Raw genomic sequence first — 21,714 nt, 5'->3', positions numbered from 1 at the left:
AGGGGTACAGGATGGAAGAGGCTAGTCCAGCTCTGAGCAGTTGACCAGTTTTAGCGGGTTCACGGAATTCATATTGCGACATTTATCGGTTTCGGTGCTCATCAGTTCAATCCACTGCATCAGCAGCGCATCGAAAATGAAAACAGAGACAGCAAAAACGACCAGCCACCAGTATTTACGAATCATGTGTCATTCCGCGAAAAGAGAGCCTGTAAGGTGGTGGAAATATACACGAAAAGCGGGCGTTGAAAAGTGGGGAAGGAGAAGGTTTACAAAGCGTTGACGGTCGCCCATCCGGGCAATAAAAAAGGCGCTTCCCCATGCCGAAGAGCGCCTTTTTAAACAAGCATTTAACTGATTAGTATCAGTTCATGCCGTATTTTTTCAATTTCTTACGCAGGGTACCACGGTTGATGCCCATCATCAGGGCAGCGCGGGTTTGATTACCACGGGTGTATTGCATCACCATGTCCAACAGTGGCTGTTCAACTTCAGCCAGTACCAGCTCATACAGGTCATTAACATCCTGACCGTTCAGTTGAGCAAAATAGTTCTTCAGTGCCTGTTTAACCGAGTCACGCAGGGGCTTTTGAGTCACCTGATCCTGAGAGTTAACGGTAGAAACGGTCAGTACGTCAGAATTTACGCGTTGTTCGAACATAGTTCTGTCAGCTCTTTATTTCATTACGCAAGATTTTCGAAGTATGCCTCCAACGCCTCCAGCTGTTCGCTGGCATCCTCAATGGCGTTGAATGTGCGCCGAAACTGGTCATTTGGAGCGTGCTCCTGGAGATACCAGGATACGTGTTTACGCGCAATTCGGTACCCTTTTGCCTGGCCGTAGTGGTCATGCAGTTCCCGAACATGCGAACAAAGCAAGCGCTTAACCTCTGCCAGAGGCAGCGGGGCAAGCAGCTCCCCAGTGTCCAGATAATGCTGGATTTCCCGAAAGATCCAGGGTCTTCCCTGAGCGGCACGTCCTATCATCAGAGCATCAGCTCCCGTATAGTCGAGCACAGCTCTGGCTTTAAGCGGGTCAGTTATGTCGCCATTCGCGATAATCGGAATGGAAACTTTCTGCTTAACTGCCCGAATGCTGTCGTATTCAGCTTCACCGTTGAACAAACAGGCGCGAGTGCGTCCATGAATGGTCAGGGCCTGAATGCCACAGTCTTCGGCCAGTTGGGCAATCTCTACACAGTTACGGTGTTCCGGCGACCAACCCGTGCGAATCTTCAACGTAACAGGAACGTCCACTGCGCTGACAACCGCCGTCAGGATTGACTTCACCTGGTCGGGGTATTGCAGAAGGGCTGAACCTGCAAGCTTGCGATTCACCTTTTTGGCCGGGCAACCCATATTGATATCAATAATCTGGGCGCCACTTTCCACGTTAATACGCGCGGCATCTGCCATCTCTTCAGGCACGCTTCCGGCAATTTGCACGGTGCGGATACCTGGCTCATCCACGTGCACCATCCGAAGGCGGGACTTGTCGCTTTCCCAAACCTGCGGGTTAGACGACATCATCTCGGAAACGGTTAATCCTGCTCCCATCTCGTAGCACAGCGTCCTGAACGGCCGGTCGGTAATACCTGCCATTGGGGCTGCGATCAGGCGATTTCTAAGCTGGTGGTGTCCGATGCGCATGAGTTAAGAAATGACCATACTGTGACTGCAAGGCGGCGTATATTACGCATTTTTTGCACGAGATGAAAGGCCAAACTTTGAACAATCCTCTGTTGTAGATCAAGGAATCGCCAGTCATTCTTTTCGGATAAGATTATTCGCTATTTAAATCATTGTGTTATGAAGAAATGAACATTTTGTGGGCGCTTACAATTTCCCGTAACTTCTCATCATTTCTGAATAAATGAATCAATTGGCCGGGATAATCTGCTGCGATATGCAGCAGATTATGGCGCTTCTTTGCGATCTGCGTCGCATTTCAGCACAGGATATCAGCGCAAAAAATCGGCTTATTCAACAACCAGACGGCCATGAAGCGGCTGAACCGGGCGGCTGTTTTCGTGGTGCGTAGTGTGAGTGAATTTTTGCAGCTGTTCAGCAGAGACGGTCAGCGGATGCTTGAGCACCAACCATGTCACCCCTTCTGAGCACGGTGGTGTGGTCAGGGAGCCGCTAAAACGCCAGTAGGTTTTATCCGCAGGCAGTAATTTATTCATATCGAGGGTTGGCTTAATTGTAACGTTCTGGTCAACCTGTCCTGGCATCACGCCCCAGAGTTTATCCAGTGCAGCGTTTGCCGCGCCCTGATCGAACATAACGGCAACGACCGTCAGTTCGCCGTCAGCGTTTTTATGGACCAGATGCATTTCCATTGCGTATTTTTTACCGTGCACCGTGTTTTCGGATGGTGCATGGAAATGGAACTGCTGTAACGTCCAGCGCTGTTTATCAAGCGTGATGCTGTCGCGTGTATCGGCATTTTCACTCGCCTGGATAGTATGGCCGTTGTTTGTCAGAATGACCGGGCCGTCGATATAGTGCGTTTCCAGCGGAGAGATGTGGGCTTTGACCGTGTTGTCTATGTTGACCGGCGACTGATACATTCCGCTTTTACACGTCTTGTACGCCTCGTCCAGTTCGCCCCAGTGTTCCGGTGCGCCTTCTCCCTGATAGCTCCAGTGTGATGCGTAAGCCGTAGCCGAAATCATGCTCAGCGCCAGCAGCGCTGCCTTGCCTGAAATGTGTTTCATCGTATTCTTCCTGTGAATTTTATTATCCAAATCAATGAGTAACATTATGATTTGTGAGGTTATTTTATCGAAGAAAGGATGAAGGGGGGAGAAAAAACCGAAGGGAAAAGGCGTGGTCAGACGACCACGCCAAAGGCTTATTTTTTACGACCGGTGATGCGACACCACTCTTCTTTCTCGACAACCGGGTCGAGCGCAAAGAGATCGGCGTAGGCTTCACAGACGCTGTCTGCCTGGCTGGCAAGGATACCGGACAGGCCCAGCAGACCGCCTTCAACCGGCAGCACGCTGATTAACGGCGCCAGCTCGCGTAACGGGCCAGCCAGGATATTCGCGACCACCACATCGGCTTTCATGGCCTCTGGCTGTGCATCGGGCAGATACAGTTCAAGGCGATCGGAAACGCCATTACGCTCGGCGTTATCACGGCTGGCCTGAATCGCCTGCGGATCGATGTCGATCCCGATGGCTTTTGCCGCGCCCAGTTTCAGCGCCGCGATAGCGAGGATCCCGGATCCGCAACCGAAGTCGATCACGGTTTTGCCTTCCAGATCCAGGCCATCCAGCCATTGCAGGCACAGGGAGGTTGTCGGGTGGGTACCGGTGCCGAACGCCAGACCCGGATCCAGCATTACGTTGACCGCATTTTCATCGGGAACGTCGCGCCAGCTTGGGCAGATCCACAGACGCTGACCAAACTGCATTGGATGGAAGTTGTCCATCCACTCGCGTTCCCAGTCTTTGTCTTCCAGCTGTTCGATTTTATGCGCGAAACCCGCGCCCAGCAGCGGATGGTTTTCCAGAATCGCCACGACCTCTTTCATGTCGGTTTCTGCATCGAACAGGCCGATAACGTCCGTATCACCCCACAGGCGCGTTTCGCCTGGTAGCGGCTCAAAGACCGGCGTGTCATGCGTGTCCTGGAACGTGATAGAGACCGAACCGGCCTCCATCAGCGCATCACTCAGTTCTTCGGCGTTCGCGCCGGTTGTGTTCAGTTTCAATTGGATCCACGGCATGGCAAAACTCTTTATTTATCAGTAGAAATCAGGGTGGCGGGTGGAACGGGACGGCCAAAACGGTTACCCACCACAAACGCCAGTAAACTTAACAGTAACGAAGGCACGATCGGGTGAAAGCCAAGATACTGAATTTTCAACGTGGCGAGAACGGCATACAGGACGCCCCCGACAATCATGCCGCTTAATGCACCCGCGGCATTCGCGCGTTCCCAGTACAGCCCCAGCACCAGCGGCCACAGGAAAACGGCTTCCAGCCCGCCAAAGGCGAGCAGGTTCAACCAGATGATCATCTCCGGTGGACGCCACGCGGCCAGCAGCAGCAACGCCCCCAGCACCAGGGTAATCACCGCCGACATGCGCTTGAGGCGTCGCTCATTTTCGACCTGTTCAGGGCGCAAATTCAGATAGAGATCTTTAATGATCGTAGCGGAACTTTGCAGCAACTGAGCGTTGATGGTCGACATAATGGCCGCCATGGGTGCGGCGAGGAAAATTCCGGCAGCAAACGGCGGAAGTACTTTCACCATCAGGGTTGGAATGACCAGATCCGGTACGGTAAGGTCAGGGATCACCGCGCGTCCCAGCGCGCCCGCCAGGTGCATACCAAACATCAGGATTGCCACCACAATTGTCCCGATAATAATCCCGCGGTGTACCGCTTTGCTGTCTTTATATGAGATGCAGCGCACGGCGGTATGCGGCAGGCCAATCACGCCAAAGCACACCAGCACCCAGAACGAGGTCATAAAGGTTGGAGAGAGGATGTCATCCGCCCCCTGCGGCGAGACCAGTTTCGGATCGATCGCTTCCAGGGTTTCAACCGCATGGCTCAGGCCCCCTGCGGCATGCACGATACCCACCAGCAGAACGAGAGTGCCAATGAGCATCACCATTCCCTGCATCGTGTCGTTCAGAACGCTGGCACGGAACCCGCCAAACGCGGTGTACAGCGCGATACTCACACCGAAAATGACCAGACCCGTCTCGTAGGGGATCCCGGCTGCCGTTTCCAGCAGACGTGCGCCGCCGATAAACTGCACCGTCATCGCACCAATAAACGCCACCAGCAGACTCAGGCTTGCCAGCCATACCAGCAAGCGACTCTGATAGCGGGCAAACAGCATATCGTTCAGCGTCACGGCATTGTAGCGACGGGCCAGAATGGCAAACTTTTTACCCAGTATGCCCAGAGAGAGCCAGATGGCAGGCAGCTGGATCATGGCCAGCAGTACCCAGCCCAGTCCGTACTTATAAGCGGCGCCCGGGCCACCGATAAACGAGCTGGCGCTGATGTAAGTAGCGGTCAGCGTCATGGCCAGCACGACGCCACCCATTGAGCGGCTCCCGAGGAAATACTCGTTCAGAAAGGTGCCGGTCGAACGTTTACGCATCGCATAAACCGACAGGCCAAACACCAGGAACAGGTAAGCGACAAGCGGCAGAATGACTTCAAGCTGCATCATCGTCCTCCAGGGAGATATCGCGATAGATGAATTTCACCATCGCCCAGCACAGCACAATAAACACCAGCGGCAGCAGCAGGCAGGCCATTTCAAACCAGTGCGGGAGGCCGGTAATGCCAATCGCTGAATCAGGTAAGTAAGCAGTTACTAACCATGCAGCGAGATAGAGAAGGGTCAGCCACAGCGCCCAGCGCGCTTCTTTATGGGCCTGAACAAAACGTTTGTCCATTTTTTGTCCCTTGTGGATGAAGAAAGCGGGGATTGTACATGATGGGGCTTTGCGATCCCCAGAAATAAAAAAGGCCGGATAATCCGGCCTTTTAACAACACTGGTCTCTTACTTCTCGTTCAGACCGAGTTTTTTCTCCAGGTAGTGGATGTTAGTACCACCATTCTGGAAGTGCTCGTCGCTCATGATGCGCATCTGGAGATCTACGTTGGTTTTGATCCCGTCGATGATCAGCTCCTGAAGGGCGTTCTTCATGCGGGCAATGGCCACGTCACGGTTTTCGCCGTAGCAGATCAGCTTACCGATCATTGAGTCATAATACGGCGGTACGGTGTAACCGGCGTAAATATGGGACTCCCAGCGCACACCAAAGCCACCCGGCGCGTGGAAACGCGTGATTTTACCCGGGCTTGGCAGGAAGGTGTTCGGGTCTTCGGCGTTGATACGGCACTCTACCGCATGGCCTTTAACCACAACTTCTTCCTGTTTGATGGACAGCGGCTGACCGGCTGCGATACGCAGCTGTTCTTTGATCAGGTCAACGCCGGTGATCATTTCGGTCACCGGGTGTTCAACCTGAATACGGGTGTTCATCTCAATGAAGTAGAACTCGCCGTTTTCGAACAGGAACTCAAAGGTACCCGCCCCGCGATAGCCGATATCGACACACGCTTTGGCGCAACGCTCACCGATGTAGCGACGCAGTTCCGGCGTAATGCCCGGCGCTGGCGCTTCTTCGACGACTTTCTGGTGACGACGCTGCATGGAGCAGTCACGTTCAGCCAGATAGATCGCGTTGCCCTGACCGTCAGCCAGCACCTGAATTTCGATGTGGCGTGGGTTTTCCAGGTATTTTTCCATGTACACCATGTCATTGCTGAAAGCCGCTTTCGCTTCCGCTTTGGTCATGGAGATGGACTGCGCCAGTTCAGCATCGCTGCGTACAACGCGCATACCGCGACCGCCGCCGCCGCCAGACGCCTTGATGATAACCGGGTAGCCAATGCGTTTAGCATGGGCGCGGTTAGCATCCATATCGTCGGTCAGCGGGCCGTCAGAGCCCGGTACGGTTGGCACGCCGGCTTTTTTCATCGCGGTGATGGCAGACACTTTGTCACCCATCAAGCGAATGGTGTCGGCTTTCGGGCCAATGAAGATAAAGCCAGAGCGTTCAACCTGCTCAGCAAAGTTGGCGTTCTCAGAGAGGAAACCATAACCCGGGTGAATCGCGACCGCGCCAGTGATTTCGGCGGCGCTGATGATCGCCGGGATGTTCAGATAGCTTTTTACGGACGGAGCCGGACCGATACAGACCGTCTCATCCGCCAGCAATACGTGTTTTAAATCGCGATCCGCGCTTGAGTGCACGGCCACGGTCTTGATGCCCAGTTCTTTACAGGCACGAAGAATACGCAGTGCAATCTCGCCACGGTTGGCGATAACAATTTTATCCAGCATGTTCGCCTCGTTACTCGATGACGACCAGCGGCTCGTCAAATTCTACCGGCTGACCACTTTCGACCAGAATCGCTTTCACAGTACCTGATTTGTCTGCTTCGATCTGGTTCATCATTTTCATGGCTTCAACGATGCACAGGGTATCGCCTACGTTGACTTTCTGACCCACTTCGATGAACGCTTTCGCGTCCGGGCTCGGGGTGCGGTAGAAAGTACCAACCATTGGGGAACGTACGATGTGACCACTGATTTCTGCAGCTGCTGCAGGTGCGGCTTCTGCTGCTGGTGCAACGGCTGCGGAGAGCGCAGGCTGCTGCACTGGCGCAGCATAAGCTTGCTGCATTACCGGGAAGCTAGCGGCTGGGGCTGCACGGCTGATGCGTACAGACTCTTCGCCTTCAGAAATTTCCAGTTCGGAGATGCCTGATTCTTCAACCAGCTCGATCAGTTTTTTAATCTTACGAATATCCATGAGTGGGTTCCGTACTCTTGTTTAGTGTGATTGTGACAAGCGTTTTACCGCTGTCTGTAAAGCGTATGAATAGCCGTCTGCACCCAGCCCACATATCACGCCAGCGGCGATATCTGACAAGTAGGAATGGTGGCGGAACGGCTCTCGGGCGTGCACGTTACTCAGATGGATCTCGATAAACGGGATACTCACCGCGAGCAGTGCGTCGCGTATAGCAACACTGGTGTGCGTAAACGCGGCCGGATTGATCAGGATATAGTCCACAGTGTCTTTAGCCTGATGAATACGGTCGATGATTGCGTACTCCGCGTTTGACTGAAAATGGTCCAAATCCACATTCAGCGAGGCTGCTTCCGTACCCAGACGGTTAACAATTTCGCTCAATGTCAGCGTGCCGTACTTCTCTGGCTCACGGGTGCCGAGCATGTTCAGGTTCGGTCCGTTCAATACTAAAATTTGGAATTTGTCAGCCATTGTGCCGCTATCTCCTGCGATTTTCGGGTAAAAAACAACATATACCCTCAACACGCAATTGTCACCCTTTCAGAGGCCAAAAACCCCTGTCCGGAAAACCGAAGTCGCACATTATAACGATTTCGTAGCATTTGGCAGCTAAATACTGGTCTTATCAGGGAAGATTATCAACCGCTATCCGAAAAAGATTCGCGGCTGATAAATAATCTGCGGGAAAACGCACAGTTTCGTGGACTATCGTACCCACTGGCGGAACTTCTTGTAACGCCATGCTAAAAGGGCCAATGCCAGCAGGGCGTAGATGACCGGCTGAGGAGATAATATCTTCACCGACCACAGGTAATGGATGGGCGCGAGGATCGCGACAAGATAGACGAAGTTGTGCAGCAGTTGCCAGCGCCGTCCCATTTTTCGCTGCGCGTACTGCGTGGATGTCAGCGTCAGCGCCAGCAAAACCAGCCAGCTTACGATACCCAGCGTCAGATAAGGACGCGTAACCAGTTCGCTGCCAAGGAGTGCCAGGTTGTTAATGCCCAGTTCCAGCAGGGCGTAACTGGTGAGATGCAGCGTCGCCCAGGCAAAACACCATAGCCCCAAAAGCCGACGGGTACGTATTAGCAATGGCTGTTTAGCGTAGCGCGCCAGCGGTGAGACGAGCAAGGTCGCCAGCAAAAATTTCAGAGCCATCCGACCCGTAAAATGCTGAATATCTTTAGCCGGATCGGCACTGAACTGTCCCTGGCTGGCTGCCCAAAAGAGCCAGATAAAGGGGAGCAATCCGGCTAAATGCAGGAGTACCTTCAGCCAGGTTATCTGCTTTGCCGTTAAACGCACTTAGAAGTTCTCCCGTAAATTCAGCCCACGATAGAGGGATGCCACCTCATCTGCATAGCCGTTAAACAGCAGCGTTGGCTGGCGTTTAACATCCAGCGCGCCGCCGGAACCGATAAAACGTTCCGTCGCTTGCGACCAGCGTGGATGATCAACGTGCGGGTTAACGTTGGCAAAAAAACCATACTCATCTGGCGCTGCGAGGTTCCAGGTGGTGGGTGGGCGTTCACGGGTGAGCTTAATGCTGACGATCGATTTGATGCCCTTGAAACCGTATTTCCACGGTACGGTCAGGCGAATGGGCGCCCCGTTTTGCGGCGGCAGCGCTTTGCCGTAAACCCCGACGGTGAGCAGCGTAAGCGGATGCATGGCTTCGTCGAGACGTAAACCTTCAACGTAGGGATACTCCAGCCCGCCGCCGATAAACCGATCCTTCTGGCCTGGCATCTCGTCCGGGGCATAGCGCGTCTGGAAGGAAACATACTTCGCGTTGCTGGTGGGCTCAACCAGCGCCAGCAGTTTATGCAAAGGGAAACCTACCCACGGCACCACCATCGACCAGGCTTCCACACAGCGCATACGGTAAATGCGTTCTTCAAGTGGGAAGCGGGTGGTGAGGTCATGATGATCCAGCGTCAGCGGCTTTGCCACTTCGCCATCAATCTTCAGCGTCCAGGGATCGGTTTTCATGCTCCCGGCGTTGGCGGCAGGATCGGCCTTATCGAGGCCAAACTCATAGAAGTTGTTATAGCCGGTGACTTTATCTTCCGGCGTCAACGTCAGTTTATTCTGCCACTGCGCCGGTTTCGTGAAGTTAAGCGGTGCGCCAGAGGGGGCTTTCGGGCGGTCGTTGCCCTTAAACCAGTCGAGCAGATCGGCGTGGGCCGCAGGGGTGAGCGTCAGGGCAGTGGCGCTGATGCCAAGCATTTTCAGGATCTGGCGACGCTGTAGCATAAAGACAGACTCGGACGTTACGTCGGCTTCCGTCAGTTTTCGGGTTTTCATGGCATCCTCCGTCAGGCGTTTTTCTAAGCATGACGGAGGAGGAGGGTTAGCGCGAATATGTCACGAAAATTTGAAGATTAGGCGATTTTAACCAGCGCACGACCGTGGAACTGGTTGTCCATGATTTTATTGGCGTACTCTGGCGCCTGGCTCAGGGTGATCTCAGTGGCGCTCTGCTCATAGAATGAGGCTGGCAGATCCCGCGCCAGACGTTCCCAGGCCTCAGCCCGCCGCTCGGCTGGGGTCATGACCGAATCGACACCCTGAAGACGCACGTTACGCAGAATAAATGGCATCACCGTCGTCGGCAGGGCAAAACCACCCGCCAGACCACAGGCCGCCACGCAGCCACCGTAATTCATTTGCGCCAGTACCTTCGCCAGCACTTTGTCGCCGACGGTATCTACAGCGCCAGCCCAGACCTGTTTTTCCAGCGGACGGGTCTCGGCGAATTCGTCGCGGCTCAGAATACGGCTTGCGCCCAACTGACGTAGATAATCATGCGTACTTTCGCGGCCAGAGACGGCGGCGACCTGGTACCCCAGCTTGTGCAGCAGCGTGACGGCCGTGCTGCCCACGCCACCGCTGGCGCCGGTCACGACAATTTCGCCAGAGTCAGGACGGATCCCGGCCTCTTCCAGCGCCATCACGCAGAGCATGGCGGTGAAACCTGCCGTGCCGACGATCATCGCCTTACGGCCGTCCAGGCCTTTCGGCATCGGGACCAGCCAGTCACCTTTTACGCGCGCCTGCGCTGCCAGTCCTCCCCAGTGGTTTTCACCTACGCCCCAGCCGGTGAGCAGCACCTGCTGTCCAGCGTGAAAACGCGGATCTTCACTGGTATGCACGCGGCCAGCCAAGTCGATGCCTGGCACCATTGGGAAATTTCGGATGATTTTACCTTTTCCCGTAATGGCCAGTGCATCTTTATAGTTCAGGCTTGACCAGTCGATATCTACGGTCACGTCGCCCTCCGGCAGGCGGCTCTCGTCAATGGCTTGCACCGAGGCAACGGTTTTGCCGTCCTGCTGTTCTAAGATCAAAGCCTGCATACAGGGTCCTCACTAGGATTGATGATGGGAAAATATGTACTGAAGACTATACTCGCTCAATGAAACGCAGTGCCGATTTAACGCAATAAATTGCCAGATACACCAGGTTTGGTAGTATGCCGCATTTGAAATGCAAGTTAGCGCTCACTTGCGACCCCTTCAACCCACGGAGTAATCTCAAGGATGCGATTAACGACGAAGTTCTCAGCTTTTATCACCTTGCTGACGGGACTGACCATATTTGTCACGCTAATCGGCTGCTCGCTGAGCTTTTATAATGCCATCCAGGATAAGCTGGTTAACCGGGTAGAATCGGTTGCATCGGTTATCGACACTCGCCTGATTACAACCTCCTTCCCGGCACTTTCGCGTGAACTGGATGAGTTAATGGTGCCTGTGGATATCGTGCAGATCGACATTAAACAGGGGAAGCAGACCGTTTTCAGCCATACCCGTCAGGGCAGCTACCGTCCTGCCGGCACGGTAGATCAGTATCGGGACATAACGGTACGCTCACTTAAACATCCGGGTATGACAATCCATCTGATGTACCAGGATCCGATGAGCAACTATTTACGCTCGCTCATGACCACCGCGCCCTTAACCATCGCCGTTGCCTTGATCGTCCTGCTGATTTTCCTCGCCGTTCGCTGGCAGCGTCGTCAACTTTCCGGCCAGGAACTGCTGGAAACACGCTCGGTGCGAATACTGAATGGCGAGCGGGGTCCGCAGGTACGGGGATCGGTTTATGAATGGCCATCACGTACCAGTAGCGCCCTGGACGTGCTGCTCTCCGAAATCCAGTTTGCCAGCGATCAGCGTAGCCGTATGGACACGTTGATTCGCTCCTACGCCGCGCAGGATAACAAAACGGGCCTTAACAACCGTCTCTTCTTTGATAATCAGCTGGCTACGCTTCTTGATGATCCCGAAAAGGTGGGGACGCATGGCGTGGTAATGATGATTCGCCTGCCCGACTTCGATCTGCTCCGTGATACCTGGGGCCAGCGCGTGGCGGAAGAGAACCTCTTCACGCTGATTAACCTGCTGTCCACCTTTATTATGCGCTACCCCGGCGCGTTACTGGCACGCTACCACCGCAGCGACTTTGCTGTCTTGCTGCCGCATCGCACCTTAAAGGAGTCCGAGAGTATCGCCAGCCAGCTGTTGAAAGCCGTCGATGCGCTACCCCAGAGCAAAATGCTCGACCGCGACGATATGGTGCATATGGGCATCTGTGCCTGGCGCGGCGGTCAGTCGACGGAGCAGGTGATGGAACATGCAGAAGCGGCCACGCGCAACGCCGTATTGCAGGGGGCGAACGGCTGGGCGGTCTATGATGATACGCTACCGGAAAAAGGGCGCGGCAACGTACGCTGGCGAACCCTGATTGAACAGATGCTGAGCCGGGGTGGACCGCGCATCTATCAAAAACCGGCGGTCATAAAAAATGGTCATGTCCATCATCGTGAGCTGATGTGCCGTATTTTTGATGGGACCGAGGAGGTTATCTCCGCAGAGTATTTGCCGATGGTGCTGCAATTCGGATTGTCCGAAGAGTATGACCGCCAGCAAATCACCCGCCTCATTCCGTTTTTATCGTACTGGCCTGAAGAAAATCTGGCTTTACAGGTGACCGTCGAATCGCTGATCCGTCCGCGTTTTCAGCGTTGGTTACGTGACACGTTAATGCAATGCGAAAAATCGCAACGCAAACGCATTATTTTTGAACTTGCAGAGGCAGATGTAGGTCAACACATCAGCCGGTTGCGCTCGGTTGTGCGTTTAATCAATGCGCTTGGGGCTCGCGTGGCGGTAACACAGGCGGGTCTTACCCTGGTCAGCACCAGCTGGATCAAAGAGCTGGATGTCGAATTATTGAAGCTGCATCCGGGTCTGGTAAGGAATATCGAAAAGCGCACGGAAAACCAGCTGCTGGTACAAAGCCTGGTGGAGGCGTGCAAAGGAACGCAAACGCAAGTATTTGCCGCAGGCGTACGTTCACGCAGTGAATGGCAGATGTTGACAGAGCGCGGCGTGACGGGCGGTCAGGGGGATTTTTTTGCCGCCTCTCAGCCGCTTGACACCAATGTGAAAAAATATTTGCAAAGATACTCTGTTTGACCTGCCGTTTACTTTGTTTTCACGTAGAATATCGCGCCTGTAGCTTTGAGTAAGACGAGCATAAAAGCCAGTGAACGACCTTTTATAGGTTACAAGTGAAAGTGAGGGACGCTGCTGTTTACTCAGCCCTGAGGGATTCAGGGGATGAATTTGTAACAAAGGAAACGTGCTGCACTAATTTTCACCGTAGCAGACGATTTTTGCGCCTTGTCGCTGCTGCGTGTGGTTGGTAAAGTAAGCGGATTTTGTTTTCCGCCCCAGCTTTCAGGATTATCCCTTAGTATGTTGAAAAAATTTCGTGGCATGTTTTCCAATGACCTGTCCATTGACCTGGGTACCGCGAATACCCTTATCTATGTAAAAGGACAAGGCATCGTATTGAATGAGCCTTCCGTTGTGGCCATTCGTCAGGATCGTGCTGGCTCGCCAAAAAGCGTGGCCGCAGTAGGCCATGATGCGAAGCAGATGCTGGGCCGTACGCCGGGCAACATTGCCGCGATCCGCCCAATGAAAGATGGCGTTATTGCTGACTTCTTCGTGACCGAAAAAATGCTTCAGCACTTCATCAAGCAGGTTCACAGCAACAGCTTCATGCGCCCAAGCCCGCGCGTACTGGTGTGTGTGCCGGTTGGCGCAACCCAGGTTGAACGCCGTGCAATCCGTGAATCCGCTCAGGGTGCCGGTGCGCGTGAAGTGTTCCTGATTGAAGAACCGATGGCTGCGGCAATTGGTGCGGGTCTGCCGGTTTCTGAAGCAACCGGTTCTATGGTGGTGGATATCGGTGGCGGTACCACTGAAGTGGCCGTTATCTCCCTGAACGGCGTGGTGTACTCCTCTTCCGTGCGTATCGGCGGCGACCGTTTCGACGAAGCCATCATCAATTACGTTCGCCGTAACTACGGCTCTCTGATCGGTGAAGCGACCGCAGAGCGCATCAAGCATGAAATCGGTTCTGCCTATCCGGGTGATGAAGTTCGCGAGATCGAAGTTCGCGGTCGTAACCTGGCAGAAGGCGTGCCACGCGGATTCACCCTGAACTCCAACGAAATCCTGGAAGCGTTGCAGGAGCCGCTGACCGGCATCGTGAGCGCGGTGATGGTAGCGCTGGAACAGTGCCCGCCAGAGCTGGCCTCCGATATCTCCGAGCGCGGTATGGTTCTGACCGGTGGTGGTGCGCTGCTGCGTAACCTCGACCGCCTGTTAATGGAAGAGACAGGTATTCCTGTCGTAGTTGCAGAAGATCCACTGACTTGCGTCGCCCGTGGTGGTGGCAAGGCGCTGGAAATGATCGACATGCACGGCGGCGACTTGTTTAGCGAAGAGTAGTCGGGTGTGAGAGGGTAGCAAATGGCTACCCTTTCTCTCTGACGCGAGAATACGCATAGCCTATGAAGCCAATTTTTAGCCGTGGCCCGTCGCTACAGTTTCGCCTGATCCTGGCGGTTCTGGTGGCGCTCGGGGTCATTATTGCCGATAGCCGCCTCGGTACGTTCAGCCAGATCCGAACGTACATGGATACCGCCGTCAGTCCTTTCTACTTTATTTCAAATGGTCCCCGTGAACTGCTCGACTCCGTGTCGCAAACGCTTTCATCGCGTGACCAGCTCGAACTCGAAAACCGTGCATTACGCCAGGAACTGCTGCTGAAAAACAGCGAGCTACTGATGCTGGGGCAATATAAGCAGGAAAACGCGCGTCTGCGGGAACTGCTTGGCTCGCCGCTGCGCCAGGATGAACAGAAAATGGTCACCCAGGTGATCTCCACCGTAAACGATCCATACAGCGATCAGGTGGTGATTGATAAAGGCAGCGTGAACGGCGTATACGAAGGTCAGCCTGTCATCAGCGATAAAGGCGTTGTGGGCCAGGTCGTGGCGGTTGCCAAACTGACCAGCCGTGTGCTGCTGATTTGCGATGCCACCCATGCACTGCCGATTCAGGTGCTGCGTAACGATATTCGCGTAATTGCCGCCGGTAATGGTTGTACGGACGATCTGCAACTGGAACACCTGCCCGCCAACACGGATATCCGCGTGGGTGACGTGCTGGTGACGTCTGGTCTGGGCGGTCGTTTCCCTGAAGGCTACCCGGTTGCGGTTGTCTCTTCCGTGAAGCTCGACACTCAACGTGCCTACACCGTGATCCAGGCGCGTCCAACGGCTGGCTTGCAGCGTTTACGCTACCTGCTGCTGCTATGGGGCGCCGATCGCAACGGCGCTAACCCGATGACGCCGGAAGATGTGCATCGCGTGGCCAATGAGCGCCTGATGCAGATGATGCCGCAGGTGCTGCCTGCGCCGGATGCAATGGGGCCACCTGCGCCCGTACCGGCTCCGGCGACGGGGTTAACGCAGCCGCTACCGGATGCGCCGCCACCGCCGCAAGTCTCGGGTGGAGGGCAGTAGTGGCCAGTTATCGTAGCCAGGGGCGCTGGGTAATCTGGCTCTCATTCCTCGTTGCATTGTTGCTGCAAATTATGCCCTGGCCGGACGACATTCTTGTTTTCCGGCCAAACTGGGTATTACTCATTTTGCTCTACTGGATCCTTGCCCTGCCGCACCGCGTAAATGTCGGCACAGGTTTTGTGATGGGTGCCATACTGGATCTTATCAGTGGCTCTACGCTTGGCGTCCGCGCCTTATCCATGAGCATTATTGCGTATCTCGTTGCACTCAAATTCCAGCTCTTTCGTAACCTTGCGCTCTGGCAACAGGCGCTGGTGGTGATGTTGTTGTCGCTCGCTGCGGATATCGTTGTTTTCTGGGCAGAGTTTTTAGTGATCAACGTCTCTTTCCGACCGGAAGTGTTCTGGAGTAGTGTAGTAAACGGTGTGCTCTGGCCGTGGCTGTTCCTGCTGATGCGTAAAATTCGCCAGCAGTTTGCCGTGCAATAAAAGGTTTCTATGACGTCTTTGTATCTTGCCTCCGGTTCTCCGCGTCGCCAGGAACTGCTCGCGCAGTTGGGTGTATCCTTCGAACGCATCGTTACCGGTATCGAAGAAAAACGTGCTGAGGGCGAAAGCGCTCAGCAGTATGTCTCCCGTCTGGCGCGTGAAAAAGCGCAGACGGGCGTTGCATGCGTGCCGCGTGACTTACCGGTGCTGGGGGCCGATACCATCGTCATTCTCAATGGTGAGGTGCTTGAGAAACCCCGCGACGCAGACCATGCTGCGCGGATGCTGCGTAACATGTCCGGACAAACCCATCAGGTGATGACGGCGGTAGCGCTGGCAGACAGCCAGTACGTTCTGGATTGCCTTGTGGTAACGGAAGTGACGTTCAGAGTCCTCACCGACGAGGAGATCGCCGGCTATATCGCCAGCGGTGAACCTATGGATAAAGCAGGTGCATACGGTATTCAAGGGTTGGGTGGCTGTTTTGTCAGGAAGATAAATGGCAGCTATCACGCCGTAGTCGGCTTACCGCTGGTGGAAACGTATGAGTTGCTGAGCAATTTTAACTCACTGCGTGAGGGAAGGGATAATTATGACGGCTGAATTGTTGGTAAACGTAACGCCATCGGAAACCCGTGTGGCCTACATTGATGGTGGCATTCTTCAGGAAATTCATATTGAGCGTGAAGCGCGGCGCGGAATCGTAGGCAATATCTACAAAGGTCGTGTCAGTCGTGTACTGCCGGGTATGCAGGCGGCTTTTGTAGATATTGGGCTCGATAAAGCGGCGTTTTTGCACGCCTCCGACATCATGCCGCATACCGAATGCGTGGCAGGCGAAGAGCAAAAACAGTTTGCCGTGCGCGACATCTCTGAGCTGGTGCGTCAGGGCCAGGATCTGATGGTGCAGGTGGTAAAAGATCCGCTGGGCACCAAAGGCGCGCGTCTGACCACCGACATCACCCTTCCTTCACGTTATCTGGTCTTTATGCCGGGGGCGTCGCACGTCGGCGTGTCACAGCGTATTGAGAGCGAAAGCGAGCGTGAACGCCTGAAAAAGGTGGTCAGCGCCTACTGCGACGAGCAGGGTGGGTTTATTATCCGTACCGCAGCGGAAGGGATCAGCGAAGAAGACCTGGCCTCGGATGCGGCCTATCTGAAGCGCGTCTGGACCAAAGTGATGGAGCGTAAAAAACGCAACCAGACCCGCTACCGGCTGTACGGTGAGCTGGCGCTCGCTCAGCGCGTATTACGTGATTTCGCCGATGCGCAGCTCGACCGAATCCGCGTGGACTCCCGTCTGACGTACGAAGCCTTACTGGAGTTCACCGCCGAGTACATCCCGGAAATGCCGGGGCTGCTGGAGCATTACACCGGACGCCAGCCGATATTTGATCTCTATGACGTTGAAAACGAAATCCAGCGTGCGCTGGAGCGTAAGGTTGAGCTGAAATCGGGTGGCTATCTGATTATTGATCAGACCGAAGCGATGACCACCGTCGACATCAACACCGGCGCGTTTGTCGGCCATCGCAACCTCGATGACACCATCTTTAATACCAATATAGAAGCGACGCAGGCCATCGCACGCCAGCTTCGCCTGCGTAATCTGGGCGGTATTATCATCATCGACTTTATCGATATGAATAATGAAGACCACCGCCGTCGCGTGCTGCACTCCCTGGAGCAGGCGCTGAGTAAAGATCGCGTGAAAACCAGCATCAATGGCTTCTCGCAGCTCGGTCTGGTGGAAATGACCCGGAAACGGACCCGCGAAAGCGTGGAACATGTCCTGTGTAATGAGTGTCCAACCTGCCATGGACGCGGAACGGTAAAGACGGTGGAGACGGTCTGCTACGAGATCATGCGTGAGATTGTCCGTGTCCATCATGCCTACGACTCAGACCGTTTTCTGGTCTATGCTTCCCCTGCGGTGGCAGAGGCCTTGAAAGGGGAAGAGTCGCACGCGCTGGCGGAAGTGGAAATCTTTGTCGGCAAACAGGTAAAAGTGCAAATTGAGCCGCTCTATAACCAGGAGCAGTTTGACGTCGTCATGATGTAAACGCAGTTCGCTGCGAGATTTAAGGCTGACAAGGAGAGACGCGTGAGGCGATTGCCGGGGATTTTACTGCTTACAGGGGCAACGCTGGTCGTGATTGTCGCGTTGCTCGTGAGCGGGCTGCGTCTCGCCTTGCCGCATCTGGACAGCTGGCGGCCGCAGATCCTGGCAAAAATCGAATCTGCCACCGGTCTGCCGGTGGACGTGAGCCATATCGAGGCAAGCTGGCAGAACTTTGGCCCGACGCTTGATGCGCGGGATATCAGCGCCAGCCTGAAAGATGGCGGCCATCTTAAAATCAAACGCGTCACCCTGGCGCTGGATGTCTGGCAAAGCCTGCTGCATCTGCGCTGGCAGTTTCGCGATCTCACCTTCTGGCAACTTCAGCTGATGACCAACACGCCGCTGCAAAGCGGCGACAGCGATCGTGGGCTGGAAACCAGCCGTATCAGCGATCTCTTCCTGCGTCAGTTCGATCATTTCGATCTCCGCGACAGCGAAGTGAGCTTTATAACCCTTTCCGGACAGCGCGCTGAGCTGGCGATCCCACAGCTGACCTGGCTAAACGGGAAAGATCGCCACCGCGCCGAGGGGCAGGTGAATCTCTCCAGCCTGAACGGGCAGCACGGCGTTATGCAGGTGCGGATGGATCTGCGCGACGACAATGGCCTGCTGAACAACGGCAGGGTGTGGCTACAGGCGGACGATGTGGACGTGAAGCCGTGGCTGGGTGAGTGGCTACAGCAGAACATGCAGCTGGAAACCGCGCGCTTCAGCCTGGAAGGCTGGATGACCCTGACGAACGGGGCGTTCGCCAGCGGCGATATCTGGCTTAAGCAGGGGGGCGCGAGCTGGAAGGGGGAAAACCATCAGCATCAGCTTTCCGTCGATAACCTCACCGCACACGTGACGCAGGATAAAGGCGGCTGGCAGTTCGCTATTCCGGATACGCGCATCTCCATGGATAACAAACCCTGGCCGCGCGGCGCACTGACGCTGGCGTGGATGCCGGAGCAGGACGTCGGCGGGATAAACGGTAAACGCAGCGATGAGCTGCGTATCCGCGCCAGTAACCTGGATCTGACGGCGATCGAAGGGCTGCGTTCAATGGCCGCAAAACTCTCCCCGGAGCTGGGCGAAATCTGGCTGGCGACGCAGCCGAGCGGGCAGATAAACCGGCTGGCGCTGGATATTCCGCTCCAGGCCACGGAAAAGACGCGTTTTCAGGCGGCATGGAAAAATCTCGCATGGAAACAGTGGAAGCTGCTGCCGGGTGCCGAGCACTTCAGCGGTAAACTGGAAGGAAGCGTGGAAAACGGCAGGCTGACGGCAGAAATGCAGGAAGCAAAAATGCCGTACGAAACGGTCTTCCGTGCGCCACTGGAGATCGAAAAGGGAAACGCCACCCTCAACTGGCTGAAGAATGACAAAGGTTTTCAGCTCGATGGTCGCGATATTGATGTAAAAGCCAAAGCGGTACATGCCCGCGGTAATTTCCGTTATCTACAGCCTGAAGGCGATGAGCCGTGGCTGGGCATTCTGGCAGGCATCAGCACGGATGACGGTTCGCAGGCGTGGCGCTACTTCCCGGAAAACCTGATGGGGAAAGCGCTGGTAGACTATCTCAGCGGCGCCATTCAGGGCGGTCAGGCGGACAACGCCACGCTGGTCTACGGCGGCAATCCGCACCTGTTCCCGTATAAGCATAACGAAGGCCAGTTCCAGGTTCTGGTGCCGCTACGCAACGCCACCTATGCCTTCCAGCCGGACTGGCCCGCGCTGAAGAATCTGAATATCGAACTCAACTTCCTGAATGACGGCTTGTGGATGAAGACGGACAGCGTTGCGCTGGGCGGCGTAACGGCAAGCAACCTGACGGCAAACATCCCGGATTACTCCAAAGAGAAACTACTGATTGATGCGGATATTAATGGGCCGGGTAAAGCGGTTGGCCCATATTTTGAAGATACGCCGCTGGATGACTCCCTGGCGGCCACTCTCCAGCAGTTGCAGTTAGATGGTGATGTGAATGCTCGCTTACATCTGGATATCCCGCTCGACGGTGAAATGACCACCGCCAAAGGCGACGTTCGTCTGAACAATAACAGCCTCTATATCAAGCCGCTGGACAGCACGCTGAAAAACCTTAGCGGTCAGTTCAGCTTTGTTAACGGCAATCTGAAAAGTAAGCCGCTGAAAGCGACCTGGTTCAATCAACCCGTCAATATCGATTTCTCCACCACCGAGGGCGATAAAGCCTACCAGGTGGCGGTCAATATGGACGCGAACTGGCAGCCGTCACGCATGGATGTTCTGCCGAAGCCGATTGAGAATGCGGTGGACGGCGCGGTGTCATGGAATGGCAAGGTCGCCATCGACCTGCCTTATCATGCTGGTGCGCGCTATAACGTCGACATTACGGGCGATCTAAAAAACCTCAGTAGCCAGCTTCCCGCACCGCTGAACAAGAAAAGCGGTGAAGCACTGCCCGTCAACGTAAAGGTTGCGGGCAACCTCAACAGCTTTGATTTAACCGGAAACGCTGGCGGAACAAACCACTTCAACAGCCGCTGGCTGCTTAACCGCAAGCTGACGCTGGACAGGGCGATCTGGACGACGGACAGCCGTACCACGCCGCCGCTGCCGGAGCAGGCGGGCATTGAACTGAATCTCCCGCCGATGGATGGCGCAGAGTGGCTGGCACTGTTTCAGAAAGGTGTCGGGCAAAACGTCGATCAAACGGCGCAGTTCCCGCAGTCCATTACCTTGCGCACGCCTGCGCTGACGCTGGGTGGGCAGCAGTGGAACAACCTGAGTATTGTCTCCCGGCCGACGGTGAACGGCTCAAAGGTCGAGGCGCAGGGGCGTGAAATTAACGGTTCGTTGACGATGCGCGATAACGCGCCATGGCAGGCGGCTATCCGTTATCTCTATTACAACCCGACCTTTACGGCGTCTAAAACACAGTCGACAAGTACGTCTCCTTTCAGCAGCAGTGGAACGTCGCGCGTGGATTTCAGCAACTGGCCCGATCTCCAGCTGCGCTGCGCGGAGTGCTGGCTGTGGGGACAGAAATATGGCCGTATCGACGGTGATTTTGCTATTCAGGGCAATACGCTGAGCCTCTCTGGTGGGCTGGTGGATACCGGCTTTGGCCGCATGACCGCCGCTGGCGAGTGGGTGAACAAACCGGGTGAACAGCGCACCTCGCTGAAGGGCGATATTAAAGGCAACAAGCTGGACTCCGCGGCTAACTTCTTTGGGATCAGCACGCCGCTTCGCGGATCGTCCTTCGATGTGAATTACGATCTGCACTGGCGCGCGGCACCGTGGCAGCCGGACGTTGCCTCGCTGAACGGTATCCTCAGAACCCGTTTTGGTAAGGGACAAATTGCCGATGTTAGCACCGGTCATGCAGGGCAAATACTGCGCCTGCTGAGCTTTGACGCGCTGCTGCGCAAGCTGCGCTTCGATTTCAGCGATACCTTCAACGACGGTTTCTATTATGACTCCATTCGCGGAACGGCCTGGATCAAGGACGGCGTGATGCATACCGATGATACGCTGCTGGACGGCCTGGAAGCGGACATCGCCATGAAAGGATCAGTGAACCTCGTGCGCCGGGAGCTGGATATGGAAGCGGTTGTTGCCCCGGAAATCTCCGCTACAGTGGGTGTTGCTACCGCTTTTGTGGTCAATCCGATAATCGGCGCGGCGGTATTTGCCGCCAGCAAAGTGCTGGGGCCGCTCTGGAGCAAAGTCTCGATTCTGCGCTACCGCATTACCGGCCCAATCGATAAACCGCAGATTAATGAAGTGCTGCGCCAGCCGCGCAAAGAAGCACAGCAATGATTTGACGTGGGCAGGTAATTGCCTCACTCTCAATAATATTGATTTTATACCGCCACTGGC

At 55.0% G+C, this 21,714-nt stretch carries 20 protein-coding genes; 7 read left to right on the top strand and 13 right to left on the bottom strand.

Annotation, left to right across the window (positions count from 1 at the left end; genetic code table 11):
• Window positions 1-21 precede the first annotated feature (21 nt).
• From HWQ15_RS05720 to HWQ15_RS05660, 13 genes are all read right to left on the bottom strand, one after another.
• Window positions 22-186 (bottom strand): DUF2556 family protein, encoded by a 165-nt coding sequence (locus HWQ15_RS05720; protein WP_003860373.1) that lies wholly within the window; start codon window positions 184-186, stop codon window positions 22-24.
• A gap of 178 nt (window positions 187-364) precedes the next feature.
• Window positions 365-661, bottom strand: coding sequence for a DNA-binding transcriptional regulator Fis (gene fis, locus HWQ15_RS05715; RefSeq protein ID WP_000462905.1), 297 nt, complete (start codon window positions 659-661; stop codon window positions 365-367).
• 23 nt (window positions 662-684) lie between these two features.
• Complete coding sequence (gene dusB / locus HWQ15_RS05710) at window positions 685-1,650, bottom strand: tRNA dihydrouridine synthase DusB (RefSeq protein ID WP_006812176.1); 966 nt, start codon at window positions 1,648-1,650, stop codon at window positions 685-687.
• A gap of 329 nt (window positions 1,651-1,979) precedes the next feature.
• Window positions 1,980-2,720, bottom strand: a complete 741-nt coding sequence (locus HWQ15_RS05705; RefSeq protein WP_063149051.1) for a carbonic anhydrase — start codon at window positions 2,718-2,720, stop codon at window positions 1,980-1,982.
• A 137-nt stretch (window positions 2,721-2,857) separates the two neighbouring features.
• Window positions 2,858-3,739 (bottom strand): 50S ribosomal protein L11 methyltransferase, encoded by an 882-nt coding sequence (gene prmA, locus HWQ15_RS05700; protein WP_022649571.1) that lies wholly within the window; start codon window positions 3,737-3,739, stop codon window positions 2,858-2,860.
• An 11-nt stretch (window positions 3,740-3,750) separates the two neighbouring features.
• Window positions 3,751-5,202 (bottom strand): sodium/pantothenate symporter, encoded by a 1,452-nt coding sequence (panF, locus tag HWQ15_RS05695; protein WP_022649570.1) that lies wholly within the window; start codon window positions 5,200-5,202, stop codon window positions 3,751-3,753.
• Window positions 5,192-5,434 (bottom strand): YhdT family protein, encoded by a 243-nt coding sequence (locus HWQ15_RS05690; RefSeq protein ID WP_022649569.1) that lies wholly within the window; start codon window positions 5,432-5,434, stop codon window positions 5,192-5,194. The genes panF and HWQ15_RS05690 overlap by 11 nt, the downstream gene beginning before the upstream one ends.
• Window positions 5,435-5,542: 108 nt before the next feature.
• Window positions 5,543-6,892: an acetyl-CoA carboxylase biotin carboxylase subunit gene (gene accC, locus HWQ15_RS05685; protein ID WP_003860388.1), complete on the bottom strand. Its 1,350-nt coding sequence runs from the start codon at window positions 6,890-6,892 to the stop codon at window positions 5,543-5,545.
• Between the two features lie 10 nt (window positions 6,893-6,902).
• Entirely contained in the window at window positions 6,903-7,364 is a 462-nt protein-coding gene (gene accB / locus HWQ15_RS05680; RefSeq protein ID WP_010436174.1) for an acetyl-CoA carboxylase biotin carboxyl carrier protein, read from the bottom strand.
• 21 nt (window positions 7,365-7,385) lie between these two features.
• Window positions 7,386-7,838, bottom strand: a complete 453-nt coding sequence (aroQ, locus tag HWQ15_RS05675; RefSeq protein ID WP_022649568.1) for a type II 3-dehydroquinate dehydratase — start codon at window positions 7,836-7,838, stop codon at window positions 7,386-7,388.
• Window positions 7,839-8,072: 234 nt separating this feature from the next.
• Complete coding sequence (gene msrQ, locus HWQ15_RS05670; RefSeq protein WP_022649567.1) at window positions 8,073-8,672, bottom strand: protein-methionine-sulfoxide reductase heme-binding subunit MsrQ; 600 nt, start codon at window positions 8,670-8,672, stop codon at window positions 8,073-8,075.
• Complete coding sequence (gene msrP / locus HWQ15_RS05665; RefSeq protein ID WP_032626457.1) at window positions 8,673-9,674, bottom strand: protein-methionine-sulfoxide reductase catalytic subunit MsrP; 1,002 nt, start codon at window positions 9,672-9,674, stop codon at window positions 8,673-8,675. It lies immediately after the preceding gene.
• Window positions 9,675-9,751: 77 nt separating this feature from the next.
• Window positions 9,752-10,726: an MDR family oxidoreductase gene (locus HWQ15_RS05660; protein ID WP_023298743.1), complete on the bottom strand. Its 975-nt coding sequence runs from the start codon at window positions 10,724-10,726 to the stop codon at window positions 9,752-9,754.
• A gap of 183 nt (window positions 10,727-10,909) precedes the next feature.
• On the opposite strand from HWQ15_RS05660, the gene csrD reads away from it, so the two are divergent.
• The 7 genes from csrD (at window position 10,910) to yhdP (ending at window position 21,654) form a co-directional block, all read left to right on the top strand.
• Window positions 10,910-12,850, top strand: coding sequence for an RNase E specificity factor CsrD (gene csrD, locus HWQ15_RS05655; RefSeq protein ID WP_022649564.1), 1,941 nt, complete (start codon window positions 10,910-10,912; stop codon window positions 12,848-12,850).
• A 282-nt stretch (window positions 12,851-13,132) separates the two neighbouring features.
• Window positions 13,133-14,176 carry a rod shape-determining protein MreB gene (gene mreB, locus HWQ15_RS05650; protein ID WP_000913396.1) on the top strand — a complete coding sequence of 348 codons (1,044 nt, stop codon included), beginning with the start codon at window positions 13,133-13,135 and terminating at the stop codon, window positions 14,174-14,176.
• Window positions 14,177-14,238: 62 nt separating this feature from the next.
• Complete coding sequence (mreC, locus tag HWQ15_RS05645) at window positions 14,239-15,255, top strand: rod shape-determining protein MreC (protein ID WP_003860400.1); 1,017 nt, start codon at window positions 14,239-14,241, stop codon at window positions 15,253-15,255.
• A complete protein-coding gene (gene mreD, locus HWQ15_RS05640) occupies window positions 15,255-15,743 on the top strand; it encodes a rod shape-determining protein MreD (protein WP_003860402.1) in 489 nt (162 codons plus the stop codon). The genes mreC and mreD overlap by 1 nt, the downstream gene beginning before the upstream one ends.
• Window positions 15,744-15,752: 9 nt before the next feature.
• A complete protein-coding gene (locus tag HWQ15_RS05635) occupies window positions 15,753-16,346 on the top strand; it encodes a nucleoside triphosphate pyrophosphatase (RefSeq protein ID WP_063149052.1) in 594 nt (197 codons plus the stop codon).
• Window positions 16,336-17,805 (top strand): ribonuclease G, encoded by a 1,470-nt coding sequence (gene rng, locus HWQ15_RS05630; RefSeq protein ID WP_003860405.1) that lies wholly within the window; start codon window positions 16,336-16,338, stop codon window positions 17,803-17,805. Before HWQ15_RS05635 ends, rng begins: the two co-directional genes overlap by 11 nt.
• A gap of 42 nt (window positions 17,806-17,847) precedes the next feature.
• Window positions 17,848-21,654 (top strand): AsmA2 domain-containing protein YhdP, encoded by a 3,807-nt coding sequence (gene yhdP, locus HWQ15_RS05625; protein WP_048966787.1) that lies wholly within the window; start codon window positions 17,848-17,850, stop codon window positions 21,652-21,654.
• Window positions 21,655-21,714 lie beyond the last annotated feature (60 nt).

The organism is Enterobacter sp. DSM 30060, from assembly GCF_013375955.1.
Classification (GTDB): domain Bacteria; phylum Pseudomonadota; class Gammaproteobacteria; order Enterobacterales; family Enterobacteriaceae; genus Enterobacter; species Enterobacter intestinihominis.
The sequence above is the reverse complement of the archived record's forward strand: the minus strand, read 5'-3'. Positions and strand labels throughout refer to the sequence as shown.

Bases quoted from the DNA above. Each gene is read 5' to 3' on its own strand.
- prmA (WP_022649571.1), bottom strand. From the start codon at position 3,739: ATGCCGTGGATCCAATTGAAACTGAACACAACCGGCGCGAACGCCGAA.
- aroQ (WP_022649568.1), bottom strand. From the start codon at position 7,838: ATGGCTGACAAATTCCAAATTTTAGTATTGAACGGACCGAACCTGAAC.
- HWQ15_RS05660 (WP_023298743.1), bottom strand. From the start codon at position 10,726: ATGCAGGCTTTGATCTTAGAACAGCAGGACGGCAAAACCGTTGCCTCG.
- mreB (WP_000913396.1), top strand. From the start codon at position 13,133: ATGTTGAAAAAATTTCGTGGCATGTTTTCCAATGACCTGTCCATTGAC.
- csrD (WP_022649564.1), top strand. From the start codon at position 10,910: ATGCGATTAACGACGAAGTTCTCAGCTTTTATCACCTTGCTGACGGGA.
- rng (WP_003860405.1), top strand. From the start codon at position 16,336: ATGACGGCTGAATTGTTGGTAAACGTAACGCCATCGGAAACCCGTGTG.
- dusB (WP_006812176.1), bottom strand. From the start codon at position 1,650: ATGCGCATCGGACACCACCAGCTTAGAAATCGCCTGATCGCAGCCCCA.
- fis (WP_000462905.1), bottom strand. From the start codon at position 661: ATGTTCGAACAACGCGTAAATTCTGACGTACTGACCGTTTCTACCGTT.
- HWQ15_RS05690 (WP_022649569.1), bottom strand. From the start codon at position 5,434: ATGGACAAACGTTTTGTTCAGGCCCATAAAGAAGCGCGCTGGGCGCTG.
- HWQ15_RS05705 (WP_063149051.1), bottom strand. From the start codon at position 2,720: ATGAAACACATTTCAGGCAAGGCAGCGCTGCTGGCGCTGAGCATGATT.
- accB (WP_010436174.1), bottom strand. From the start codon at position 7,364: ATGGATATTCGTAAGATTAAAAAACTGATCGAGCTGGTTGAAGAATCA.
- panF (WP_022649570.1), bottom strand. From the start codon at position 5,202: ATGCAGCTTGAAGTCATTCTGCCGCTTGTCGCTTACCTGTTCCTGGTG.
- accC (WP_003860388.1), bottom strand. From the start codon at position 6,892: ATGCTGGATAAAATTGTTATCGCCAACCGTGGCGAGATTGCACTGCGT.
- mreC (WP_003860400.1), top strand. From the start codon at position 14,239: ATGAAGCCAATTTTTAGCCGTGGCCCGTCGCTACAGTTTCGCCTGATC.
- HWQ15_RS05635 (WP_063149052.1), top strand. From the start codon at position 15,753: ATGACGTCTTTGTATCTTGCCTCCGGTTCTCCGCGTCGCCAGGAACTG.
- msrP (WP_032626457.1), bottom strand. From the start codon at position 9,674: ATGAAAACCCGAAAACTGACGGAAGCCGACGTAACGTCCGAGTCTGTC.
- HWQ15_RS05720 (WP_003860373.1), bottom strand. From the start codon at position 186: ATGATTCGTAAATACTGGTGGCTGGTCGTTTTTGCTGTCTCTGTTTTC.